This window comes from Rhizobium sp. NZLR1 (genome assembly GCF_017357385.1).
In the GTDB taxonomy this organism is placed as follows: Bacteria; Pseudomonadota; Alphaproteobacteria; order Rhizobiales; family Rhizobiaceae; genus Rhizobium.
Genome location: NZ_CP071632.1, coordinates 2,855,405 through 2,878,141, shown reverse-complemented (window position 1 = coordinate 2,878,141; position 22,737 = coordinate 2,855,405). Strand labels below are relative to the sequence as shown.

The following is a 22,737-nucleotide window of genomic DNA, read 5'->3' as shown; positions in this document are numbered from 1 at the left end:
CTTGACCTGATGACCTGCCATGAGAATTCGCTTGACGATTCGAACGCCTTCGCGCCGCATGCCAATACCTGCACCGAAAACATGGTGGCCTGGTTTGATACGATCACCAGCATAGAAAACACCGGCGCGACCGAAACCAACGGCGCCGACTGGGCCGCGGCAATCAAGGCGAACAACAACCAGCACCCCGATCACGATACCAGCTCATGGGCGGTGAGGGGACGTGACGACTGAGTCCAGTTCCGGCGGCTGCCGGTGCGGTGCTGGCGTTGCCGCGAAAAGCCGTCGTGCCGGGAGCAACGACAGCAACGACTTACTTTCAAGACGCTACACGGAGGGTGCCTGACGAACTGCTTTTCAGCCGCCTCGTGCCTCGACGCAGTTCGTCAGCTTCCGGCCTATAACGTTGAAAAATTTGTAGTTGGTTGTCCGGTTTTAAGCGATCATCCGCAAGCGCCGGCTCTCGCGTCCTTGTCAAATATGTATCGTCCTGAGGTTTCGTCAGCGCAGCGGTCAATATGATCGTTGGCGTCAAACAGTCCCTTCACGATCATACAAACGCTAACGAGCACGCCAAATCCTACTGCCGCTGCAATATATTTAAAAGCTCGGCGCATTTTGTTCCCGATGCACATCGCTGTCAGCGCGAAACGATATCTAAGTGCAGGCGGATCGCGCAAGCTCTCGCTTAGGCTGTGCACATCCTCCTGCGCCCGCGATGACTGCGCGGCATCCTCCCGCGCCCTCATGCTGAGGTGCGCAGCCCGCAGGGCGGAGCCTCGAAGCACGCCGCGACGCTGCTTCTTGCATTTGCCCAAGCTTGACGTTTGCAGGCTCTCCAGCGAGTTCCTAAAGCTGACGTGCTGCAGACTGGCGCAGTTGAGCAGTATCCTGGCCTCCTTCGGAGGCCGAGTTGAGGTTGGCGCCGGCACTTGTCACCGCTTCACAAACCGATAGGCGAAGCGATCGGTCTCGCCCTTGATCGAGGGATCGAGACGCATTCGCTCTCGGCTATTTCACAAGTCTGCTTAAATCCGCTTCGCAGCTCGAAGGCTGCAATCGCCACTGTGGAGCAAGCCAGCAGCAATGAAATCCAGGTCCGAAATCCTCTGCGCATGATGCATGCAGATATGAGCATTGCTGCACACGGTGTTATTGTGATCAACGCCAGCGACGTCATCTGCCGCCTTTCACATCCTGATTTGAGGTCTGCAATATCGCCAGATGCATCTATGGGCACAAGCGTATTTCAGCACGCATGTCCGTTTGAGGTTGCTGTGACTCGGGGGTGAGAAGCTCGAACGTTACGATGAGCACTTCGATCCCCACCGCACCAATTCATTCACCATACCCAGACACCCACCGTAAACGCTAATCTCACAACCCACCGAACAACCCGCCCGAACAGCCTCATTTGCCACCCATCCGCCCTACCCATTTCAACCTTCCTTAAGCGCCCACTGCTTAACGTGCCCCTCAAATCGAGGGCCTATTCCATGTTTACCGTTCTGACGTGCATCACCGAGCAGCATGATCTCACGCTGGTCGGGCTTGCGGGTTTGATCTGCTTTCTCGCAAGCCATTGCACGCTCGTTCTGCTCAATCGGGCGACATTGTCCGAGGGCGCGGTTCGCTGGGTGTGGCTGGTGACGGCGGGGGCGGCGGGCGGTTTTGGCATCTGGGCCACGCATTTCATCGCCATGCTGGCATACGATTCCGGCGTCGTCGTCGGTTACCATGCCGGATTGACGCTGGTCTCGCTGCTGGTCGCGATCGTGGCGACGACGGCGGCGGTTGCCGCCAAGATCGCCTATGACAGATGGGTGGCGAACGTCCTGGCGGGCGTGCTCTTCGGCGTGGGTATCTGGTCTATGCATTTCACCGGCATGCTGGCCATCGAATTCCCCGGTGAGATCTCGTGGAATGCGGGCTACGTGACGGCCTCGGTCGTTCTCGGCGTTGCCTTTTCGATCGCTGCCTTTCGATTTGCCGGCCGGAGCGGCCGGTCGACTTTCGGCAGGCTGGTGCCGACGGTTTTGCTGACGCTCGGCGTCGTCGCCCTGCATTTCACCGCAATGGCAGGGGTGACGGTCATTCCGGGCATCACCGCGCTCGATCCCGCCACGCTTCTTTCACCGGCACTGATGGCGGTGACGATCGCCGCCGTCACTTTTTCGCTGCTGGCGGCCGGGTTTGCGGCCGCCATTTTCGCCGTGCGTTGGCAGGCCAAGACCGCCAGGGCGGAGCGCAACTTCAAGCTCCTGGTGCAGGGGGTGACCGATTACGCGATCTATATGCTCGATCCGGATGGAAAGGTCAGCAATTGGAATGCCGGCGCCGAGCGCGCCAAGGGCTATAGAGCCGATGAGATCGTCGGCAAGGATTTCTCATTGTTCTATTCGGAGGAAGACCGCCGCAAAGGCCTGCCGCAGCAGGCGCTTCAGACCGCCCGCACTGAAGGTAAGTTCGAGGCCCAGGGGTGGCGTTATCGCAAGGACGGCTCCTCCTTCTGGGCTCATGTCGTCATTGACGCGATCTATGACGAGACCGGCCAACTGATCGGCTATGTGAAGATTACCAAGGACACCAGCAAGCAGAAGGCGGATGCCGACCGGATCGAGGAGATCACCCGCAATCTCGACGTCGCGCTCGAGAATATGGGGCAAGGCATCTGCATGTTCGACAGGGACGAGCGCCTGGTGCTTTGCAACAAGCGCTATCTCGAGATCTTCCGGTTTCCCGAAGGATCGGTGCGTCCCGGCATGGGCTACCGACAGATCGTCGACGTCGGCTATTCCGCCCATGCGGAGGATGCCGCAGAGGCATCCGTGCAGGCCGAGGCGCATTATATCAGGAACATGGCACTGATCAGATCAGGCGCCGGCAGCGCGGTTCACAAATATCCGAGCGGCATATCCATCCAGCAGAACGTCAACATGCTGCCCAATGGCGGCTGGGTCGTCACCTTCGAAGACATCACCGATCGCCTGAAATCCGAGGAGCAGGTCGCCTTCCTTGCCAAGCATGACGGCCTGACCGGCATGCCGAACCGGCTGCAGTTCGGCGAGAGCGTCTCTGAGGAAATGATGATCGCCGACCGGGTGAGGGGCAACGTCGCCGTCATCGGCATCGACCTCGACAAGTTCAAGGAGATCAACGATCAGCACGGGCACGGCACCGGCGACAAGGTCCTCGTCGAGCTGGCGCGGCGTCTCGACGAGGCGCGGCAGGAGGGCGAGTTCATCGCCCGGTTCGGAGGAGACGAGTTCGCCGCGACCAAGCGCTTCGATGAGCTGAGCGCCCTGCACGATTTCATCGCGCGGCTGGAAGGCGCGCTCGCGGGGACGGTTTCCATCGACGGCTTCGAGATCAGGAGCGGCGCCAGCCTCGGCGTGGCGATCTATCCGAGCGACGCCGCAAGCGTCGACGGGCTTCTCGCCAATGCCGACCTTGCGATGTACCGCGCCAAACAATCCTTGCTGCAGAGGGTCTGCTTCTACGAGGCTGCCATGGACGAGCATGCGCGCCGCCGCCGCTCGCTCGCCAAGGACCTCTGGGCCTCGATTGATCGCAGCCAGCTGCATCTGCACTATCAGGTGCAGAAATCGGTGCGAACGGGCGAGATCACCGGCTACGAGGTTCTGCTGCGCTGGCGGCATCACGAACGCGGCAACATCCCGCCGATGGATTTCATCGGCCTGGCCGAGGAATGCGGCGCGATCCTGCCGATCGGCGAATGGGTGCTGCGGGAAGCGTGCCGGGAGGCGGCGAGCTGGAACAACAGCGACAAAATCGCCGTCAACCTGTCGCCGATCCAGCTCGGCCATTCCGATATGGCGGCCGTCATATCAGACATCCTCTCGGAAACCGGTCTGAATGCCCGGCGTCTCGAAATCGAAATCACCGAAAGCTCGATCATCGTCGACAAGGACAAGGCCTTGCGGACGATGCGGCAGATCAAGGCGCTCGGCGTGTCGATCGCAATCGACGACTTCGGCACCGGCTATTCGTCGCTGGAGACGCTACGCTCCTTTCCCTTCGACAAGATCAAACTCGACAAGAGCTTCATGGCCGAGGTCGAAACCAGCCCCCAGTCAAAGGCGATCGTCAGAGCCATCCTGGCACTCGGCCGCAGCCTGGAGGTGCCGGTGCTGGCCGAAGGCGTGGAAACGCAGGCGCAGCTCGACACGCTCTTGGAAGAACAGTGCGACGAGGCGCAGGGTTATTTACTCGGAAAGCCCCAGGCGATGGGCGAGCCGGCGGTTGAGAGGGCGGCTTGAAGCGGCGTCCGGAGGGACAGGATTTTGGGTTTGACAGACGCCTGTCCGGTTCGCACCGATAACTGCCTCTCACCCTAACCCTCTCCCCGTAAACGGGGCGAGGGGACGTGCCCTGCGAGAGGTGGGAGGGGAACTGAGAGGCCCCTTCGCCCCGTTTACGGGGGTCCGAAGGGACGGGTCGAGACGCGTGGCTCGACCCCGGTCGGTGGCGGCAGCCGGATGAGGGGCAGCCCTCGCGGAGGTCTCAGACCGTGTTCTACACCCGAAATTGCTCAAAAAAATAGAGCATTTCCGCTACTTAGACAAAGACGGAAATGCTCTCGTAGTTTAGTGCGGAGCGCCACCACTGGGCGCTTCGCACCGCCTGCACCTCACTAGCGGCTATTCATCGAGAGTCGCCGGAGCGGCGTTCTCAAGCGAGGTGCGGATTTGATCGATCTTTCCATTCGCGTCGCCAACACCGAGAATGGTCTTGGCTTCGTCCAGAACGGCGGGGCTGACCTGACCGGTTTTCGTTGCCGAAGCCAATGCATCCTCGAGCGCCTCATCCCCCAACAAAGGGTCATCGCCTGCGGGCTCGATTCCATTGTCGAGTTCATACTGGGCATAAGCCACGGCATAGGCCGAAATGGCAGTCATGCGTGGGTCCGATGTGTGCATCAACGCCCTGTAGTTCCGCTTCAAGGAGTTAAGGCCTGCAAGCTGCGCCGACAGGTTCTTTTCTTTGGTGCTGGTTTTAGTCTCGCCTGCTTTCGCGGACTTGGACTTGCCCGCCGCCTCGCCAGATTTGCCTCTCACGCCTTGAGAGTTGGAGTTGCCGTGGGTCGAACCGCTGCCTTGGTTGCCGCTGCCATGGCTGCCGCTGTTTCCATTGCCGCCGCCATGACCGCCGCCATTGCCTCCGCCATTTCCACCACCATTGCCGCCGCCGTTTCCGCCGTCCTTTGCCAGTGCGGCCGAGTCGAGCCCGGCAATCGTTAACGGGCTTGCTGCAAGCGCCAGCGAAAGCACGGCCAGGGACGCTAAGGTTGCTATCCGCATCGTTGTTCTCCGTATCAGACCGTCAGGAGCCGTGCAGGGCACGACGTGAGCAGATATGAAAGATTAGACGGTGATCGCGCATCGCACATCGGACCGAGGTCCAGTGCATAGCCCCGGCTATGGTCCTACACGGCCTGAATTGCTTAACGTTTCGTTTCTTTGCTGTCCTGGCCGCTATAGTCTGTAGGGACATCGCCAATGGCCCGATGAGATCAAGGCAAGGACTGCCTCGGGGGCCTGCGTCCGGGCGTGACGGTGCAAGATGTGGCTGATCGCTACGGCCTGAAGCCGAACCACCACCTGTCATCGTGGCGAACGCTGGCGTGCTAGCGGCCATCGTCGCGGCCAACCTGGTGGTTCGAAACGAGGATCGAGAGGGAAAGGAGGTATGTGCTGCACCGTACCCGATGTTGTCGGCCCACGTTGTCTTCTGTCGCTTGATCTTTGATCGACATTCCATGGACGAGTGACAAGGAGTTTCTCCATGAGACTACGTTGGAGGTTCTAACGACGCGGCGGAGCCGACGTGAGGTGCATCGCCAATGGCCGGATGAGGTCAAGGCGCGGATTGTGTCAGAGCTTGCGACCGGGGCAACCCAAGGAGAATAGGGGATGGGATGAACCATCAACGTATGCGGTTAGGGCCGCCAATGGAACGCGTGTCAGCCATCGGCAGTTGAGACTTCCGACGCGTTTAGCTCGGCAGGTATTCATGGCTCCATGAGACGCTGGCCGATCCCGACGTGATCAACATCTCTATCTCGCTTTCGCTGTAGCCCACCTCCGACAATACCTTTGCCGTCGACGCTCCGTATTTTTCGGCGGGAGCCAACGAAGTTACCGTCGCCTGCGTCGACCTCACGGCGAGCGGATCAAGTTGTGTCACTGTGTGACCGCTGGGATGATCGGGGAAGATCGAGAACGAATAACTGCCGCGGTCCGTCCCCGGCGTGCCGTCGGCAACGCGCGCACTGCGGCTCCGGATGCTCTCGATATTGTCGCAGAGCGATACGCCGATGCCAGCGGCGATAAGGCGCTGATGCCAGGTTTCGGCGGGTCGGGTGGCGAACGCATCGGTCAGATAAGTCTCACGGTCGCCTGGAGCCAGCAGAGGCAAGCGCGTCAATCCCTGTACGCCCGAGAACCCGGGGAGGTCGTCTTCAGTTGCGGCCAAGAGAATCGAGCCGCCATCCTGCGTCTCGTAGACCCGCGCGAGCGCATTGAACCCTCTCGTCGCGCGTCCTGAAGGCTCGTCGAACGGCCTGCGGCCCTCATAGTCATAGCAGAATGGAATCTGCGCCAAACCCGTCAGCGCTGAAAGCGAAGTCCTGGGACGACCGATGACGCCGGTTCTTGACTTCTGGTAGAGCGCTGCGGCCACGCCGAGCGCTGCACCAAAGCCGCACATGACATCGATCGTGCCGACATGAGCGTGTTCCTCGGGCGTCTGCATCGAACCGCCGAACCGCAGCATGATGCCGGTTGCTGCCTGCACTAGGTCGTCATAGCCGAGATAGTTGGTGCGCGGTCCGGTGCGGACGCCGCCGAAGCAATCGATCTGGCAGAAGATCGCCTGTGGATTGAGGGCCTTCAAGCCCTCAACGTCGAGGCCCATGGCGTTGACCTGCCGGTCGGTCGCGTTCCAGACGACGACGTCTACGGACTTCACCAGCTTTTCGAAAGCGACCCGTCCATCAGGCGAGCTGATATTCAGCAGTGCGGATTGTTTGCCGCGCATATGCGACATGCCGAAGATCACCGTGTTCCAGCAGTCGTAGAGTGGCTTGGCCGGATCGATCTTGATGACCTCCGCGCCGAACCGGGCGAGATAGGCGACAGAATGCGGTCCGGCGATGACGTTGCAAAGATCGAGGACTTTGACGCCATCCAGCCATCCGCCAGCAGGACCTACTGCCGGCAAAGGCAATTCTGGGGCCTTTATCGTCCGCAGTTTTGCCAATGCGTCGGCAACGCTTCCCCAGGCGCGCGGCGCTGGGCTGAGCATGGCCTCGGCGCTTTCCTGCAGCCAGGCCATCGGTCCCGGCTGGGTCATGCTGCCAAGAACGGGGTCTTCGACCTCGATCATCAGTCCCGCCGCCTTGGCATGGTCGTCGGCGATCCATTCCTGCAGCCATCGCTGCGGCGCACCGGGGAACAGGCCCTCACCGAACACGCGCTCCCATTCGGCTGAAGTCTTTGTCAGGAAGATTTGCTTCATTCGGCCGGCGATCTTGTCGGCCCAGAATTTTGGCAATGGATAGACACCGAGCGAGACGTCGGATGACCATGCGGCGACGGGGAGATAGGTATCCTCTTCCTCGCGAAGTCCTTCCTCCACCAGTTCGTCATAGATGCCAAGCGTCTGCAGGCAGCGCTTGGCGTGGTTCTTGTGGCTCGGGCAAACGACGTAGAACATCCGGCCATCGCTGCACAGGAAGCTGCGATAGAACGGATCGAGGAATTCCTGAAGGTCGTCATAGGACATGTCCATCGGCAGGCCTTCGGTGCGGCGGCGCTCGATCTCCTGTTCGCGCTGGGTCTGGTAGCGCACAGGGTAATCGTCGATCTTGATCGAATTATAGGACAGGCCCTCCATGACTGCGGCGGCGAGCGGAACCTCGATGTGATCGCCATGGCCGGTCTTCTCGCGCGACTGCAGGGCAAAGACCGCGGCGGAAGCCGCCAGCATGGTGCCGTAGGCGGATGCCAGCGGCAGGGGCGAAAAGGACGGATTGATACCCATCAGTACTCGGTTCAGGCCCATGTCGGTGAAGACGCCGGAAGAAGCGGCAATGACGGTCTCAAAGGCCCGCCAGTCGCGGCGCAACCGATCGTTCGAAGCAAAGCCGGGGATAGAGACGCTGATCATTTCCGGCCGGGCCGCGCGCAACGCTTCGAAGTCGATGCCGAGCCGGGCCAAGACGCCCGGCCGGAAATTCTCGATGACGATGTCGGCCTCGGCGACCAACGCATTGGCCTCTTCGGCTCCAGCCTTGGTCTTCAGGTCGATCGCCACGATCAGCTTGTTGCGGTTGAGGATCGCGTTGGCCGGATTGTCCCAGAGCGGACCCGATGGTGGATCGATATGCACGACGGTCGCACCGAGATCGCCAAGGATCATGGCAACGGCCGGGCCGGCGATATACTGGCCGAAGTCAACGACCCGAACGCCCGAGAGCGGCAATGCGGAACGCGAAATCGATGTCATTGTGTGATCCTCCGAAATGCTCTTGTTCTTAGGCGTGCTTTTGCGCGTCGCTGATGATCCAACCGGCTGCCTTCTCGGCGATCATCATCGTCGGGGCGCTGGTATTTCCGCTGGTGATGGTCGGCATCACGCTGGCATCGACGACCCTGAGGCCATCGATACCCCGGACGCGCAGCCGGCTGTCGACCACGGCCATATTATCGTCATCGCGGCCCATTCTCGCGGTCCCGACGGGATGAAAGATGGTGTTGGCAATGTCGCCGGCCAGCTTTGCCAGATCGCCATCGCTCTGGAATTCGACCCCCGGCTTCCACTCGACAGGCTGGTATTTCGCAAGCGCCGGCTGGCTGACGATCGACCTGATCTGGCGGATACTGTCTGCGGCGATCCTGCGGTCCTCATCCGTGCTCAGATAGTTCGGTGCGATCGCAGGCGCTTCACCACGGCGATTGGAACGGACCTGAACACTGCCGCGACTTGAAGGATTGAGATTGCAGACACTTGCCGTGAACGCCGGAACCGGATGCAAGGGTTCGCCGAAGGCGTCGAGGCTGAGCGGCTGAACGTGATATTCGAGATTGGCATGCGCTCGGCCGGCGTCGGAGCGCGTGAAAGCCCCGAGTTGTGAGGGCGACATGCTCATTGGTCCGCTGCGCTTGATGGCATATTCAAGACCGATCCTGGCCTTGCCGATCAGGCTGTTTGCCAGCGTGTTCAGCGTCTTTACGTCACTGACCTTGAACACGGCGCGGATTTGCAGGTGGTCCTGCAGGTTCTGGCCGACGCCGGGGAGATCTTGTTTGACTTCGATGTCTGCCGCCTTCAGCACTTCCGCCGGACCGATGCCTGACAACTGCATGATCTGCGGCGTGCCGATAGCCCCGGCCGAGAGGATGACTTCGCGCTCGGCCCGAACGGACATGCGTTGGTTCCGGCGATAGAGAGATAGGCCGACGCAACGTTTGCGCCCATCGGGAGCCGTCTCGACGATCAGCTTGTCGACTTCGGCTTCTGTCCAGATCGACAGGTTGCGGCGATTGCGGATCGGGCGAAGAAAAGCCTTCGACGTATTCCAGCGCCATCCGGATTTCTGGTTGACCTCGAAATAGCCGACGCCTTCATTGTCGCCGCTGTTGAAGTCGGACGAACGTGGGATGCCAGCCTGCACAGCTGCGTCGGCGAAGGATTCGAGGATGTCCCATCTGAGACGTTGCTTCTCGATCCGCCATTCGCCACCATGGCCATGCATGTCGGAAAATCGGCTATTGTCACCCGTGACAGGATCAGCACCTCCATCGAGGCGGTAATGGTCCTCGTGCGCCTTGAAATCCGGCAGCGATTTTTCCCAGGACCATTCGCTGTCACCCGTTTGAGCGGCCCAGCTATCATAATCGCGCGACTGGCCGCGCATGTAGATCATGCCGTTGATCGACGAGCAGCCCCCGAGCGTTTTGCCGCGCGGATAACGCAGGGAACGCCCGTTGAGGCCGGCTTCCGGTTCGGTCTTGTAGAGCCAATCGGTGCGCGGATTGCCGATGCAATAGAGATAGCCGACGGGGATGTGAATCCAGGGGTAGTTGTCCTTCTTCCCTGCCTCGATGAGCAGCACGCGCTTGGAAAGGTCGCGGCTCAGCCGATTGGCCAGCAGGCACCCGGCCGAGCCAGCGCCGACGATGATGTAATCGTAGATGTGTGCATCTGTCGGGGAGCCGGTGGTCATCACGCCAGCGTCCCCGCAGAGCCGAATGGAACGGCGCTCAGATTATAAGCTGGATCATATTCCTTGGACATGATCATCCTCCTGGCAGCATATAAACGTTGTCCAAAGGCACAATCCAATGATAAATGCGACAATCAATTATAAGAGAATTTTATATGGCGGATCATCTGGACCTGAAGCTGCTGCGCGCATTCGTCACTGTTGCCCGGGAAGGCAACGTCACCCGCGCCGCGGAGCTTCTGCATCTCACACAGCCGGCGATTAGCCTCCAGTTGAAGCGCCTTGCTGACGATGTCGGGCTGACGTTATTCCGGCGAACGGCGAGCGGGCTCGAACTGACACGCGATGGCGCGTTGCTCGCCACCAAAGGGGAGCAGGTTATCGCCTCGGTCATGGAGTTCAGCCAGACCGCCAGGCACCTCACGGCGCAACTTCGCGGCAAGCTCAGGATCGGCACGATCATCGATCCGGAATTTACCCGTCTTGGTGCATTCCTGCAGGCATTGGTCGAAAGCGGCCCGGGAATTGAAACCGAGCTTCGCCAGGGAATGAGTGGAGAAGTGGCGATCGGTTTGAAACGCAACGAGCTGGATGTCGGGTTTTTCCTTGGTGATCTCGATGACTACGGATCAAGCACCCAGGTCCAGGATGCGGCGTCTGACGCGCAGTTCTTCATCCGTCCAATTTCGCATCTGACCTATCGTGTCGTGGCACCGCCGGCCTTTGCCAGCCTCGTCGCAGGGAAGGACTGGAAGGAGCTTGCCGAACTGCCGTGGATCGGCACGCCGCCGGCATCGGTTCACCACCGACTGCTGGCCAAGAAGCTCGGCAGCCTCAACCTCAAGCAGAATGTCGTCGCGCTAGTTGACCAGGAGACTTCGATGCTGGCCATGGTGCGAACGGGCCTGGGTCTCAGCTTGTGCCGCGAATCCATCGCCCTCGATGAGCGACAGACCAACGGCCTGGTCATTGCCGACAGGGTCGAGCTGCAGACCACTTTGGGCTTCGCATGCCTGCTCCCGCGTCGTTCCGACCCGAACGTCGCGCTCGCATTCGATATGATGGATCGCCTCTGGCGGAGTGACCTGTAGCTGCCGTTGGAGAGAGCCCTAAGTTCGCAATTGGCGCAAACCCGCCGCCTCCTGGGAGTGGCAACCTTCGAAATAACAAAGCATGTGGTCAAGGTGCGAGCACGACAGCGCCTATGCTACTCCCAATGAGCGGAGGATTGGGCGTGGATGCCACCTCTTCCTCCCTCGGCTCAATTCACGCCAAGCGCAAATCGAGAAGCGGATGCAGCTTTTTGAGATTCGGGCCGGACATTCGGCTGGCCTATTATTGGGCACACGCGTCGCAAACTGGTGATCACCCGCACGGGACTTGCGCCGATTGCGGAGCAAGGGGTGAAGAGGATCGGTCAGCCTTCAGAAGTGAACCTCGATAACCTCTGGAGGTTCTTTAGTGAAATCCGAATATCGTATCCAACGAGGGTTGACCCTAAATATCACCGCACCCTTCTCGACAAATTCTCTCTCAACTGGAACGCTTTTAAGATGCGCTTCCTGGTATCTCTCAATATCGGAAGCGAAAACCTTCATGGCATCGCCCTCATACTGAACCGAAATATTGTCGTCCCAGCCGACGACGAGTGCGACGCTGCTCTGCTCCGAAATATTTGCAAATTTGCGAGTGTGTTCAAAGGTATCGAACACGATTTCAAGGTTGTCCCGAACGGAAAAGTCGATGGCCGCAGCTTCAGGCGTGCCATTTCGATCAGATGTCGCGATCACAGCCAACGAGTGCTTCCTCAGGAATTCGAGAATCATTCGTTTGGATTGAATGTCGTCCATCGCTTCATCCTCGTGGATGGCTGGGAGAGTTACCGGCAGGATGCGAATACGCGCTCCCCTCCCAACGCAGCGGGACACAGCAATGGAGGGTGTCAAGGTCAGCGTCAACCATGCGGCGATCTGGAAGATGCCGGCTAAACACCGTTTACGGTGAGCCTTCGCCGAAGGAGGATCATGCCAATCGCAAATCGAGAAGCGGATGCAGCTTTTTGAGATTCGGCAGAGATTTCGCTTGCCAAGGATATTGGTGGGTGCCTTTGACGACGAGCAGCAGGTCGCCCATCTTTCTGGCTTCAATGGTCAACTTGGCCAGGAGATTTATGCCGGAGGAATTGAGGAACTCGAGACCGGTCAGGTTGAAGGTCACCTGTTTGTGCCCCTCGTGGAGCAGGCCTGTTATCAATGAGTAGATGGGCGCATAGGCGTCCGGTCCTGCCAGCCGAAATACCCCATCGAAATATACTTCGTTTTGTTCCGCCCATACGCGGAAGTTTTCGTCGCTGATTTCCATTCTTCGCTCACGGATTGGAGGAGGGCGGCATCGCCACGGCTGCAGTCGTCGTCAGTATGATACGCTCACCTTCACTTTCTTCGAATGCCCATGCCATTTTTGCGTCGTAATCGCTCAGAAGTGTGAGTAACCCCAAGCCGGAACCGCTTGCTGTTGATATGGCGTTGGTTTCGATTTGCTCAAGAAGAAGTTCTCCGGGGTCCCTCGATTGGAGGCGATGCAATAGCTGCTGAAAGCGAGAGGATGTCACGCCATCGATCGTGTTCTGCACCCTTATCAAAAATGATCCGTCGAATATGCCGGCTTCAATAAGGATCTCACCAGGCTGTCGAAACTTCACGGCGTTTTCGATCAGTTCGTTGCTGAGGTATCCGATGTCGTGATGCGCCTGCACGTAGCCCTTCTTCGAGCCCGAATACCGCAGAGCCATAACCTCCGCTATGAAGTCCGACGTCATTCCGGAGTGTTTCCATCCAAGCTGAAGGGGGCCATCCGTTAAGGTCAGGCGCGTGCCCGAATCCAGACTTATGCCGGCCAAGGATTCGCTGCCGTATACCGTTGGCCTCATGTCTCACCTATGCCGCACTGCGAGTAGCGTGATGTCGTCGTAAATCTTCTGCGATCCGATAAAGAGCATGAGTGTCGCGACAATTTCAGAAACGACTTTCTCAGCGCTCAGATCCTTCAAGCGAACTGCTTCGCGGCACAGGCGTTCGATGCCAAACAGTTCTCCGGCGTCATTTTCGGCTTCTGTGACGCCGTCCGTATGCAGGAGAATGAGATCGCCTTTTTCGAACGCGATTTCACGGGTTTTGATGAAGGCGGAGATATCGGCTTCCAGCCCGATCGGTATGCCCAGATCCATGGTGTCGATGCGCTCAACCTCGCCGTTCGCCCGAACGACGACAACTTCCTCGTGTTGTCCCGATAGGATCATCTCTTTTCCGTCGTAGTCAAGAAACGCCAGAGTGAGGTGCTTGTCGATTTTCGTCCTGACGATATTTTTAAACAGGGCGCTGTTCAGATCCGTGAGAAATTTCACTGCATCGGTGTTTCCGGCTTCCTGCAGGGCGCGGGCGACGGACTGAACCATCAACATCAATACGCCGCTTTCCAGCCCGTGTCCGGTAACGTCGCCGATGCCGATCTTCAACCGACCTCCGTTCTTCAATACGTCGTAATAATCGCCGCCGACTTCTTCCGCCGGCCTCATATAGGCTGCGATCTCGAGCGCCTGAAACTCCTCGAGCTCCTGATCCAGCGGAAGCACCATGAGCTGAATCCGCTCGGCGACGGCGAGTTCCGTGCCAAGACGTCTGTTTTCTCTCTGGAGCTGTGCGTTCAACGTCGAAATCTCTTCCTTTGCGTCTTCGATTTGCGCGGTTCGCTCTTCGACGAGCTGCTCGAGATTTTCGGTGTGATAGCTGATCTCTTCGGCCATCCGATTGAATGCTTCGCCGGCTTCGCCGACCTCATCCTTGCTTGTTATGGCGACCCTGACGGAATAGTCCTTCGCCTGAATCCGCTTGGCGGCACCGGCAAGCGCGCTGATTCCGCCGGTTATTCGTTTCGAGGCCGCAAATACCGCGATCGTCACGATCAGCAGGGACATCAGGATTGCCAGAATTTGGTAGAGCACGATCCGGTTCGTCGCGTCGGAAATTTTGGCCTGGGCGGCATAGAGCGAGGCATCGATTTCCCGCTCGGGCACAACCACGCCAAGCAGCATCGCTTCTTGCCGAACCGGGCCGCTGACCCAGAGATTGGTCGCAGGCAGTTTCTTGACGATAACGATATAGGGCACCTCGTTGCCGTCCTGCTGCAACAGCAAATGCTGGATGCCCTGTTCGCGGTCAAGCGCCAGTTTGGCGATCGCAGGCTGGGCGCTGCCCTTCAGCGAGCGCTCCAGGCCGGTCACCCCGGTACCGCTCGCATCGCTGGCGGACCGCAGACCGAGAGTTTTTTCGCCCGTGCTGTTGATCGCGACGACGTTGCCGTCGGACATGGCGAGAAAGCCAAAACCGGATTGGGCCACTTTGACATTTTCAACCGTCTGCGCCAGCTGGTCGAGTGTGATGTCGGCGCCGGCCGTCCCGGCGACATCCTTCCTGTCGGCTGTCCAGAGTGGATGAAAGAAACTGACGATCAGCTTTCCGGTGATGGCGTCCGTATAGGGCGCGGTCTGGGTGATATCGGCCGCGACCGGCCGCGTCTTCATATCCTTGGCCCAGCCCTGCCAGGACTCGTAAAGGCCGGGAAAAAAGAAGTCCCAGAAATTCGCCTCGTTGTGACCCGGATAGAGCCGGTCGAAGGTCTGAGCCTGGTCGGTATAGGGCGCTGTTCTGAAAATCGGCCGTTCTTTCGATCCGATGTAATACATCTGCAGCTTCGAAGCACCGTGCTGCAGCAAGCTCGGCGCTACAAGATCCAGAACCGCGCTCGCCTGGATATCGGTCTCAACGTCGGGTCTCGGCTTCTGGTCTTGTCCAAGCAAGTAGCCCCAGACGCTGACGACGGAGACTGAGCCCGGCGCGTTTTGAGACCACTTCCCCGTCTGATCGTAAGAGAGGCTGACGCTGCCGGGGGATGTGCGCGCGATTGCCGCGCCGACGTCCGAATTGCGCGCGGGATCGTCGATCTGCGCCTGGAGCACACCTGCGAGCGTGCTGACGTCGCTATGAACCTGGCGCAGCAGCAAACTCACCTGTGCTGCAGTCGAATCGGCATATGTGCGGATATATTCCTGGCTTGCAGCTTCAAGACCCTGGCCGACTTCGAGCGTTGCGTCACGCGATAGCCTCTGAACGTTCCAAAGCGCCAGTCCACCGCTGACCAGCAGGTCAAAGAGGACAGCCCCACCGACAACCAGGATGAACTTTGCTCGAAACGAGCCCAGTCTTATCGGTCCTTTCGACAATGATTTCCCGTCCATCATAACGGCTTTCGGCCGGAAGCCGCCCAAATCGGCCAGCCTGCATAACCCTTGGGGTGAAGGGCAGCAAAGACGTGATCTTTGAATCCTTGCCGGAACCTGCGAATGAAATCCAACGAGTCGCCCCGTCGAACCGCCATCTCACCGGCGTAGACATTTTCCCAGGCTTCGATGATGTCTGCGAAGTCCTGCGGATCCCCGTCAAGATTCGTGACCATGAAGTTATCGACCTTGATGGCATCGAACCCGGCGTCGGCGAGAAGATGACGGCTTTTCGGCCCCATCTCGACATCCATATCGAAGTGCCTGAACAGTTTGGCGACTTCTTCGTAAGTCCATTTTATCGTTTCCGCATGGGGCTCGCCCAGGCAATGCGAATTTTTTTCGTTGGTGATGTAGACGCGGCCGCCGGGCTTGCAGATACGGTAAAGCTCCCGCAGCAGCATCTCGGGACGGTTGAAAATCTGCAGCGAATGTCGGCAGGTCACAAAGTCGAATTGATTATCGCGAAGGAGCATTTGGGACGCGTCACCATAGGTGTACTCTATCCCCTGCAGATCGAAGTCGGCAGCGACCCTGCGTGCATATTCGAGGCTTCGTACGGAATGATCCAGCGCGACAAGGCGTGCCGGTTTGAATTCCCGTTGAACCAAGGCGGCGAAATCGCCAATTCCGCAACAGATATCCGCGATGACAAGGCCGCTGCGCAGACCGTGGCGAGGCAGGAGTTCGCGCTCGTGCCTCCAGGTCATTTTCGTCTGGGTGCGGAGAATGGGAATGAAAGTCTCATCCTCGACAAAGCTCTGGCCTGGATAAAATGACGAATCGTAGACTTCAACCGACAGGTTTGGTTGTGATGCCGCCAACGTTTGGAACAACGAAGTCGACCAGGCCACTACGCTGGACGTGATGATAACAATCTTCCGTTCCGGCTTGGTCCGGCAGCTTGCGGTCAGTATATCGGACAGAGCGACGAAGGCTGTCATGTTGATGTGCGTCAGACGTTTGACATTCAGGTAAACGACGCCGCTGTATTTTTCCAAACTTTGCCGCACCAGCTTGAGGGCATCGGCAATCTCGGTTGCACTTTCGGGCCGCATCTTGCCAGATAGCAACAGCTCCTGATTTGTCGGATCGAAACGGACGGTGAAGGGGTGAGCAAGCAGGTTCATTGAAAGTCCTCGGCCGAAGGGAAATCCGCGATGATCTGGATCCCGTGGGCGCCATCTTTCTCAATTCGGATAGCGGCGCGGAATAGGGTTGCCAAATCTCTAAGCAAAATCGTCCCATCGGACTTCATGACCAAGTCGGCCCCGGCGCCTGGGAGAGACTGGCGTTCGCCTGATCTCGCACCCGCCTGCTCACGGCCAGATGCTTCCTCGCAGGCAAACGCAATTCTCAGCCGATTGAACGTCGCGCCCCGATAGAGACGGAAACTTATCCTTCCCGGCTCACCTGTCGAACGGAAAGCAAGTTCAATGAGCTCGTTGGCCGCGACGGAAAGAAAATTCGAATATCGAGCGGGATCGCTGTGACCTTGGCCGAGAATGTCTGAGAGATATTCGGTAATCCTGTCGCAAAACTGCCACTTGGATTTGAACATCGCAACGTTCAGTTCCAGCGATACCATCGGCGCCAATGCCGGGTCATCGAAACCTGATGCTTCCTCTTCCAATACAGCCTCCATCAGCTTGCCTGGAGCCTCGGGTTGATGCATGCCCTCTCAAAACACGGCGAAAAATCGGTTTCCTGCTATGGCAGCGCGTGGCTTACGGATGTTTCCATGCGGGTGATGAACTCACTGATCGCCTCGACCGGAAGCGGCCTGCTCACCAGATAGCCTTGAAGCCTGTCGCAGCCCACACTGTCCAACCATTCCGCCTGACCTGGGGTCTCGACCCCTTCGGCCGTCACCTGCATGTCGAGACCATGTGCGAGGTTCACGATGCAGCGGACGATCGTCTGGCTTTTCGGATCGCTTTCCAGATCGGTGATAAAGTACTTGTCGATTTTGATGGTGTCGAAAGGGAATGTCTTCAGATAGCTCAAGGAGGAATATTCTGTCCCGAAATCATCCAGCGAGATCCGTATCCCCAGCACGTTGAGAGTGTTCAGCGTGTCGATATTGTTGACGGTCCGCTCAAGCAGGACGCTTTCAGTTATCTCAAGTTCCAGACGCTCGGGCGGGAATCCGACCAGGTCGAGCGTCTGGGATATCCGGTCGGTGAGGCCGCTGGTCAGGAATTCAGCTGCGGACACATTGACGGCGACGACGTAGTTCTCTGGCCAGTTCATCGCCTCGCGGCATGCCTGCTCCAAAACCCATGCACCTATATCAGGCATCATTCCATCAGCCTCGGCCATCGGAATAAATGCCGCAGGTGGAATTTTTCCAAGCAGTGGATGGTGCCATCTCAGCAATGCTTCGAAGCCGACAACGCAGCCGCCCTCGGCGATGGGTTGATATTCGACAAAGAATTGCTGTTGGATCAAGGCCATGCGCAGGCTGCGGCGCAGCAGTTCGCGTTGTTCCAGCGACTCAAGCATTGAGGCATCAAACGCGGCTGCTCGACCGCGCCCCTCTTTTTTCGCGGCATAGAGTGCAAGGTCGGACGCCTTCATAAGCTGCTCTGGATTTGTCCCGTCCGGCGGAGCTGTGGATATGCCGATGCTGGTGCCGACAAAGACCGCGATGCCATCTATCGTGAAGGGTTTCTTGAATGCGGCAACCAAGACTTCTGCTAGCCGGTGCGCTTTGGCCGGCTGTCCCGAGCCCATGGAAATGACGGTGAATTCGTCACCAGCCAGTCGATAGGCTCTGTCATCACCGGTCAGGCAGTCTTGAATACGCCTTGCAGCAAATTGGAGAAGCTTGTCGCCCGCCGGATGCCCAAGCGTGTCGTTCACGGGCTTGAAATCGTCAAGGTCGAGCTGCATCAGGGATAGTGTCTCGTTCGAGCCTGCGGTCTCCCGCAGCAATTCGGTGAGGTCCTCACTGAATTGGCGTCGGTTCGGCAGTCCCGTAAGCGGATCGTGGGTCGCCAGATGCAAAAGGGTTGCGCGCTCGTCGTCGGCGAGTTCCTCCGACCGGACCACGGCAAACAGATCGCCGATCCGATAGATCGTCAGCCCGTGCGACCCAGACCTGCCAAGATCGCCCGATACCCGCAAAGGCTTGCCGCTGTCATCCAATGAGCGGAAAGCAAGCGTAATCGCCGATTTGTCCAGCTCTGGAAAATGCTCCCAAAGTGACGCTGCCGGCTTGACAGAAGCAGGCAGCTCATTGCCCAGCAAATTCTCGATGGGATTGAAATCGCGGTCAAAGAACAAAAGCCGGTCGATTGAACTCGAAGCTTCTGGCTGTGTTTGTCCGAGGGCCGGGCTGGCCGCACGAATTTTCCGCATCTCCAAGCCTCTCCCAGCGAATGTCCTTAACCAGATATCGTAGCAAATTAACTGTCTCACAACTTGTGCACGTCAAGATTTACATTAGGCATATCTGATTCACAATCCCAAACCTTCGCCAACACGCTTACCGTGTGAGTTCACACTACACTGATCCAGCAGGTGGATTTCCATGATTGGAAGGCCGATGTATGGGGGACCAGGCAGTGGCAGCCCACAGCCCACGCACCATCTGCCGAAGCGCCAGGGCCTCCGCCCATCGGTCCGTCTGGTCGTTGCCGCTTCTGCCCGTGATCGCATAGGGTTTGGGGCCCAACTCACAGATAAAGACCAGCTCGGCGTCATCGGCGGCGCGTGATCGCCAGTTACGAAAACCGTACTCCCACCACTCGAGGAAGAGATCGACCCAGGGCCGGTGATGCGGGAAGGAGATTTCGATCTGCACCTGCTCGCTCGAGGCGACCCGGCCGTGAAATGCATGGGCATTCTGCAGGATGCGTCGGATGAGAGCGTGGTTCTCCTCGTCGACCGGAAAGGCGAATTCGCGGCTGACCAGGAAATGCGACAGGTCGGCCAGCAGCGGCAGTTCGGGTCGCTGATCCAGCAAATCCAGCGTAAAGAACAGGTCCGCGGTCATCCTGTCGCGATGGGTTTCGATGAACACGGGAATGCCGGCATCTTCAGCGAGCCGCATCCAGCCATCGAGAAGCGGCAGGCAGGCATCGATGCGGCGCGGGCGGATATCGGGTTGCAGGTTGATGTGACTGACCGGAAACTCCGCGGCCAGTTCCAGCGGCAGACGTAGATCCTCGACACTGCGAGGAAAGCAAACGCCCTCGATCTTTAAGCCGGTGCCCCGGATGGACTCGTTAAGGCGCACGACATCCCGGCGGTTGGTGTAATGTGCGCTGATGCCGTCGAAGCCCGCCTCGGAGATCATCGCGATGTTGTCGTCGAGTGTGCGCTCGAACCCATCGGTGTGCCGGCGCTCCATGGCCCAGAGCGACTGGAAGATCAGCAGCCTCTGCATCACGCCGCCCGTGCGCTTTTCAGAAGCGCTTTGAGGTTCACACCGGGGTCGGCCAGTTCCGGGAGGCTGGGGCTGATAGCTGCGGCAATCAACATCTCGGCGAGCTTGATGTCCCTGGCCAGGCCATTGCCGATGCCAAGGCCGGCGGCTGCCACTAGGCGGCCAGCGTCCAGATAGAATTCGAGCTCGCCATCCGCAGCCGAACGCAGGACGGTCTGATGGGTGGGCTGCGGCATCCCCACCACCTGGAGGCCAAGATCGTATTGGTCGGACCAGAACCAGGGGAGGGCGCTAAAGGTCTCGGTGACTCCGGCCATGTTTCGCGCCGCGGTTTCGGCCTGCGTCCTGGCGTTCCGCCAGCTTTCATAGCGAAAATGTCCGCCGCCGGGTTGGGCCACGGCCGCGCAATCGCCGGCCGCGAAAACGTTCGGCGCGCTGGTGCGAAGACAGGTATCCGTCAGGATCCCGTTGCCTGTGGCCAGTCCCGCTGCTTCCGCCAAAGCGATGTCCGGCAGGACGCCGATGGCGCCGACGACAAGATCGGCGTGCACTAGGCTGCCATCGGTCAGGGTGACGCCGTCGTCGCTGATCGCCGCCACGCTCCGGTCGAGGTGAAAGCGCACACCTTCGGCAGCATGTCTGGCGTGCAGCTTTTCGGCAAAACGTGTGGGGACGGCGCGGCCCAAAGGTCTCGGTGCGGCTTCGATCACGCTGACCGCGACGTCCTTTCTGCGAAGGACCGATGCGAGTTCCATCCCGATCAGACCGGCGCCGATGATCGCCACGTTACCGCCCGGCGCTACACGAGAGAAGATCGCTTCGGCGTCGGCGTGGGTGCGGAAGTCGAGCGCACGCGCTGCACCTTGACATGTGAGCCGTCTCGGCCGCGCGCCGGTGGCCAGAAGCAGCTTTTCGTAACGCAGTTCCCGCCCGTCGCTCAAGCGCACCGTTCCGGCGCCGGTATCGAGCGTCGAAGCCGACAAGCCCTTGAGATAGGTTATGCCGGCCGCTTCCAGTGCGTCTGCCGCGCAGATCAGCTTCATCTGCACCGCACCGTTGCCGGTCTTCGACAAAGGCGGCCGTTCATAGGGCAGGTGCGGCTCGGCTCCGATCAGCGTGACGGATCCGCAATAGCCTGCTTCGCGCAGGGCAAAGGCCGCCCGGGTGCCGGATTCGCCCGCACCGATGATGACGATACCGTCCATGTTTTCTCCATAGAAAGAGCGGCTGCGCTCGTGAGGAGACGCCGGCCGCACAGGATTAGCCGCATCAGATTTTGATTCATGCGACACGCTTTAGGCCTTGGTTTCATGCATGTCTTTATCCCGGAACCACTGCGCACTTCCGGGCGACATGCTAGCCGAGGGCGACACGAACCTCTCCGTCGATCACCTCTGCCGGATAGGTTTTCAGGTTCTCGCAGGCCGGAAGCCTGATGGCCTCGCCGGTGCGATAGTCGAAGGCGCCGGAATGTTTTGGACATTCCACCTCGAAATCCATGACCAATCCTTCGGCGAGATGGATCGCCTCGTGGGTGCAGAGGCCGGCGGTGCAGTAGACGCTGTCATCCGGACCACGGTAGATCGCGTAGGTGCGCCCGCCATGGTCGAAGCGGATGGCCCCTTCCTGTTCGATCTCGTCGAGCTTGCCAGCTGACACCCAGTTCATTCGGCGGCTCCCCCGACTTCCAGGCGGGCCTTGCGGGCTGCGAGTTTTTCCTTGCGCCTGCGGTAGCGTTCCTGCATCTGCGCCTCGCCTTCGGGCGAACCGTCGTGCCAGGTGCCGAACCACTTATCGAGCGGGATCAGCGCGTCGCCGTAGTTCACCTCGAAATATTTGTGATGGAGGTAATGCGCATAGGCGTGGCTATCGACCAGCCTCTCCTTGCCGATCTCGACCTTGTCGAAGCCGACATGGCCGGGAATGGCCCCGAAGCCCGCATAATGCAGCTGGTAGAGCATGATGATCGGGTTGGAGGGCAGGAACAGATGGTAGAACGCCGTTCCGAAATAGAGCAGGTGCTCGATCGGATGCATCGACAGCGACGACCAGGGCGAAGGGTTCACCGAATTGTGGTGGACCGAGTGCACCCATTTGTAGAGGAAGGGCGTGTGGATCAGCCGGTGTATGCAGAAAAAGTGGAACTCGTGAATGATCGGCACCACGAGCGCCACGAGTGCCAGCGTCCATGGATTTTCCGCAAAACTCAGCCACGGCGCATAGCCATTGGCGTAGGCCCAGAGCATGCCGACCTCGACGGCGGTCCAGATAGTCACGCCTGACAGGAAGGTGCGCAGAATATTGTCGAGGTTCTGGCGTTCGAACCAGAAGGCGTTGTTCCTGTGGTCGGCCGGGAACTTGCCATTGTACTTGAAGCGGTTTTCCTGCCGCTTCAACACGTAGAGATGCAGTTCGAAGGCACCGTAGAACAGGAAGACCGCGATGGCGTTCACCGCATAGAGCCAGGCGGTCCAGCCGAGGCTCAGCGATTTCATCGTGTCGACCGGGGGAATGATCCAGGCCCAGTAGGCGAGCGCAGAAACCGCAAAAATCAGGTTCCAGGGAAGGAAATAATGCGGCAGCCATTTCAGGACCACCATCAGCCGCGGCGGAAAGACGAAAAGCGGCGCGTTCTCCACATGCTGGTCCGGCGCCCAGTCGCCGCGCTTGTTGCGCTTGCCGAATTTCAGATCATCCATTGGCATCTCCTTAGGGCACGCCGGATGTTTCCGCGTCGCCCACATATCTGTGCTGACTGGA

General features: G+C 59.1%; 16 protein-coding genes and 1 pseudogene. 3 read left to right on the top strand and 14 right to left on the bottom strand.

Annotated elements, in window-relative coordinates; translation table 11 throughout:
* Positions 1–27 precede the first annotated feature (27 nt).
* Together J3O30_RS14345 and J3O30_RS14340 are read left to right on the top strand one after the other, a co-directional pair.
* A pseudogene (locus J3O30_RS14345) lies at positions 28–234 on the top strand (GFA family protein); the annotation flags it as partial.
* Positions 235–1,496: 1,262 nt separating this feature from the next.
* Positions 1,497–4,280: an EAL domain-containing protein gene (locus J3O30_RS14340; protein WP_207580968.1), complete on the top strand. Its 2,784-nt coding sequence runs from the start codon at positions 1,497–1,499 to the stop codon at positions 4,278–4,280.
* Between the two features lie 381 nt (positions 4,281–4,661).
* On the opposite strand, the gene J3O30_RS14335 is transcribed toward J3O30_RS14340, so the two are convergent.
* The 3 genes from J3O30_RS14335 to J3O30_RS14325 all read right to left on the bottom strand — a co-directional run bounded on the left by J3O30_RS14335 (position 4,662) and on the right by J3O30_RS14325 (position 10,249).
* Positions 4,662–5,321 (bottom strand): hypothetical protein, encoded by a 660-nt coding sequence (locus tag J3O30_RS14335; protein WP_207580967.1) that lies wholly within the window; start codon positions 5,319–5,321, stop codon positions 4,662–4,664.
* Between the two features lie 694 nt (positions 5,322–6,015).
* The gene (locus tag J3O30_RS14330; RefSeq protein WP_207580966.1) at positions 6,016–8,529 is read right to left on the bottom strand and encodes a CoA transferase; all 2,514 of its coding nucleotides are present in this window, start codon (positions 8,527–8,529) and stop codon (positions 6,016–6,018) included.
* Positions 8,530–8,557: 28 nt separating this feature from the next.
* On the bottom strand, positions 8,558–10,249 hold the full coding sequence (locus tag J3O30_RS14325; RefSeq protein WP_207580965.1) for a GMC family oxidoreductase N-terminal domain-containing protein: 1,692 nt from the start codon (positions 10,247–10,249) through the stop codon (positions 8,558–8,560).
* A gap of 155 nt (positions 10,250–10,404) precedes the next feature.
* Between J3O30_RS14325 and J3O30_RS14320 the strand changes: the two genes are divergently transcribed.
* Positions 10,405–11,340 carry a LysR family transcriptional regulator gene (locus J3O30_RS14320; RefSeq protein ID WP_207580964.1) on the top strand — a complete coding sequence of 312 codons (936 nt, stop codon included), beginning with the start codon at positions 10,405–10,407 and terminating at the stop codon, positions 11,338–11,340.
* A 333-nt stretch (positions 11,341–11,673) separates the two neighbouring features.
* Here J3O30_RS14320 and J3O30_RS14315 read toward each other — a convergent pair whose 3' ends face one another.
* From J3O30_RS14315 to J3O30_RS14265, 11 genes are all read right to left on the bottom strand, one after another.
* Positions 11,674–12,099, bottom strand: a complete 426-nt coding sequence (locus tag J3O30_RS14315; RefSeq protein ID WP_207580963.1) for a pyridoxamine 5'-phosphate oxidase family protein — start codon at positions 12,097–12,099, stop codon at positions 11,674–11,676.
* A 172-nt stretch (positions 12,100–12,271) separates the two neighbouring features.
* Positions 12,272–12,610: a hypothetical protein gene (locus tag J3O30_RS14310; RefSeq protein ID WP_207580962.1), complete on the bottom strand. Its 339-nt coding sequence runs from the start codon at positions 12,608–12,610 to the stop codon at positions 12,272–12,274.
* A 7-nt stretch (positions 12,611–12,617) separates the two neighbouring features.
* Positions 12,618–13,178, bottom strand: coding sequence for a hypothetical protein (locus J3O30_RS14305; RefSeq protein WP_207580961.1), 561 nt, complete (start codon positions 13,176–13,178; stop codon positions 12,618–12,620).
* Between the two features lie 3 nt (positions 13,179–13,181).
* On the bottom strand, positions 13,182–15,545 hold the full coding sequence (locus tag J3O30_RS14300) for a SpoIIE family protein phosphatase (RefSeq protein ID WP_207580960.1): 2,364 nt from the start codon (positions 15,543–15,545) through the stop codon (positions 13,182–13,184).
* Positions 15,542–16,714, bottom strand: coding sequence for a methyltransferase domain-containing protein (locus J3O30_RS14295; protein ID WP_207580959.1), 1,173 nt, complete (start codon positions 16,712–16,714; stop codon positions 15,542–15,544). Before J3O30_RS14295 ends, J3O30_RS14300 begins: the two co-directional genes overlap by 4 nt.
* Positions 16,711–17,217, bottom strand: coding sequence for a hypothetical protein (locus J3O30_RS14290; protein ID WP_207584336.1), 507 nt, complete (start codon positions 17,215–17,217; stop codon positions 16,711–16,713). The genes J3O30_RS14295 and J3O30_RS14290 overlap by 4 nt, the downstream gene beginning before the upstream one ends.
* A gap of 77 nt (positions 17,218–17,294) precedes the next feature.
* Positions 17,295–18,947 carry an EAL domain-containing protein gene (locus tag J3O30_RS14285; protein WP_207580958.1) on the bottom strand — a complete coding sequence of 551 codons (1,653 nt, stop codon included), beginning with the start codon at positions 18,945–18,947 and terminating at the stop codon, positions 17,295–17,297.
* A gap of 145 nt (positions 18,948–19,092) precedes the next feature.
* On the bottom strand, positions 19,093–19,980 hold the full coding sequence (locus J3O30_RS14280) for a sugar phosphate isomerase/epimerase (RefSeq protein WP_207580957.1): 888 nt from the start codon (positions 19,978–19,980) through the stop codon (positions 19,093–19,095).
* A complete protein-coding gene (locus J3O30_RS14275; RefSeq protein WP_207580956.1) occupies positions 19,977–21,182 on the bottom strand; it encodes an FAD-dependent oxidoreductase in 1,206 nt (401 codons plus the stop codon). The genes J3O30_RS14280 and J3O30_RS14275 overlap by 4 nt, the downstream gene beginning before the upstream one ends.
* A 151-nt stretch (positions 21,183–21,333) precedes the next feature.
* Entirely contained in the window at positions 21,334–21,645 is a 312-nt protein-coding gene (locus J3O30_RS14270; RefSeq protein WP_207580955.1) for a MocE family 2Fe-2S type ferredoxin, read from the bottom strand.
* Positions 21,642–22,676, bottom strand: a complete 1,035-nt coding sequence (locus J3O30_RS14265; protein WP_207580954.1) for a sterol desaturase family protein — start codon at positions 22,674–22,676, stop codon at positions 21,642–21,644. The genes J3O30_RS14270 and J3O30_RS14265 overlap by 4 nt, the downstream gene beginning before the upstream one ends.
* Positions 22,677–22,737 lie beyond the last annotated feature (61 nt).